Annotated in this window: 2 protein-coding genes; both read left to right on the forward strand. The window is 48.5% G+C overall.

The window, feature by feature from the left end; genetic code table 11:
• Positions 1-197 precede the first annotated feature (197 nt).
• Entirely contained in the window at positions 198-509 is a 312-nt protein-coding gene (gene xseB, locus WAZ62_RS15530) for an exodeoxyribonuclease VII small subunit (protein ID WP_422644443.1), read from the forward strand.
• Positions 510-936: 427 nt separating this feature from the next.
• Positions 937-1131, forward strand: a complete 195-nt coding sequence (locus WAZ62_RS15535) for a hypothetical protein (RefSeq protein WP_422644444.1) — start codon at positions 937-939, stop codon at positions 1129-1131.
• The last annotated feature ends 1195 nt before the right edge of the window (positions 1132-2326 follow it).

The raw sequence follows: 2326 nt of genomic DNA on the forward strand, positions 1-2326 counted from the left end.
GTTGAAGCCTGGGAGGATGGGGTCGTGTTCTCAGATTTTTCCCCGCATCCTATGACTAGGAATAATCCCAGAAAGGTTATCAATATGTGCCTTATCATTATATTTTCCTTGTTATTTTTAACGCTACACTATGGATTTAATATGATACCACCTTATTTTAACACTATATTCAACAATTATCAAAATATTCATCCAATATGAAAAAAGACGGTAAACTGAAAGAAGTCGAGGAATTGCCTTTTGAAAAGGCCCTTGAACGGCTTGAAGCCATCATCGAGAAAATGGAGAGCGGCAAGCTCCAGCTTGATGAGATGATGAAATATTTCGAGGAAGGCTCTGCACTCTCATCCTTGTGTGAGAAAAAGCTTAGGGAGCTTGAGAAGAAAATTGAAATCCTTGTAAAGAATGAACAGGGCGGTAAATGGAAGGAATTTAGCCCTTCTAAAGACGATGATTCCGAGTGTAAAACCGATGATGCAGACACAAAGGACAAGGATTCCCTCCTGTAGCACCTGGCGGCTAACAAAACCTAAATCCGGCAACGCTTGAAAAAGCGTCACTAGAGCCCGTCCACAAAAAGCTGTTTTTGTGGATTTGATTTCATCAAAGTCACCGGGCTCTTAAAAACTCCTCACTTTGATGCGGTAAAATTATTTTTCTCTTCTCGCGTTCGTTTTTTTTACTTTCCATGGATTTTGGGCGCAAGCGCCCTTGCGGACTTCTGACCGCTTTGCCTCTTCAGTCTCTGAAACGGTTTTATCCGGTTTTCAAAAGTCCATCCTCTTTCGCTTCCGGAAGTCTTGCCAGCACCCAAAGATTATGGGAGAAAACAGCCCATGCCAGATCTTGTTCCCTCTGCTCAAAGCTTTTTCCGGATGCCGGGTTCCCGACAAAGATTTATTCGGGTCAGATACCTATAAGAATTGATATTTAAGATTGACACTGCATTTGTTTTTGGTAAATAATTTCAGCGTTTCCGCCGATGAATTCATTTATGAAACTGCTGAGGAAAATCGGCATCAGGGGACAAGGTCAAATCTTGAAAGACAAATTGAAAAGCTGAAAAAACTTCCGAAAGCACAAAGAAAACTCGTCAGCGACATGATCGAGACGGCTGTTAAAGCAAGCTGATTAATGTTCCCGCCTTCCTGCGAACTCCGCAGATCTTTCCAGCCTTTTTTTAGCAGCTAAAAGAAAATACCCGGAACAGGTTCCGTCGGAAATGCCTACCCGAGCGCCAGCGACGGTGTCCGAAGGACAAACATGGCGGCGCAAGCCGTCCGACGGGTTCTGTCCGGAATCGCATCTGCGAACATCGCAGATTTCACAGAACACTTTCCCCAGATGCGAAACTCGCAGAACTTCGATTACTCATTTCTTTTCATCATCAAGGGTGGGATACAGCAACAAGGGCGGGGAAAACTCAGGAACTCTCAAGGCCGGGTGCAGGGATGGCCATAATCCCTGCCCGTGGGTTCGGGCGGCGGAACGCCCGATTGTAGGGGGTCGGGGGGCAACTGTGCCACCGTTCTTCTCTTTTCCCCTCCCGCGGGTGAGTGTCAAAGGAGATGGCATTTCATCGACGACGACACGAACCCGCTGGAGCGTAGGCCTCCGACACGAGGTTATGCCAGGACGATCCGGGACAGAGAGCTACCCGAGCGTAGCGACGGTGCGAAGCAAATCTTGACGAAGGAAAGATGGCTGGACTGGATCGGCGTGGCGTTCCGAGCGTTCGGACTCTGTGGCCGGAGCGCATCTCATCCCCTCTCACCTGAGAGGGGACTATCCCAAGGGGAGTGCCCCATGACTGGGGTTGGGGGTTGATGAGGTTCTAATGCGGCATCACATAACGCTTATGTGAACTGACCGGGAAAGTGGACGGCGACTGGGATGGCGGCAGATGTGCGAAAGCAGAGATGATGACATCCCACAAAGACGGCCATCGCGTCGCATAATCCACGCGATTATGCGGGGGCGAAGTCCCGAAACGCACTTTCCCGACGAAGGCTGCCGCTTCCCCATCCGCAGCTGTCTTCCTCTCCGTAGGCGAATGCCGCAGGAGAGATCCCCCGACCGAACGACCAACGGGAGAGAGGGAGGTCTTACGAGGTTCAGGAAAAGATTTCATCAGCTGAAGATTTATTTTTCAAAATTCCCCGCACATTTTTTCAAAAATAACGAATCCTCCAGCCTCAACTCGTTTTTACTTTAGCCTCATTAAAGCGGTCAGAGCACTAATGGGGTGAGCACTAATGGGGGGAAGTATGATTGCTGGATTGAATATCAGCGGATGACGGAGTCTGCCTTTCCATTGAAAAAATCC

The sequence above is a fragment of the Zavarzinia sp. genome (assembly GCF_049306435.1).
GTDB lineage: Bacteria > Pseudomonadota > Alphaproteobacteria > Zavarziniales > Zavarziniaceae > Zavarzinia.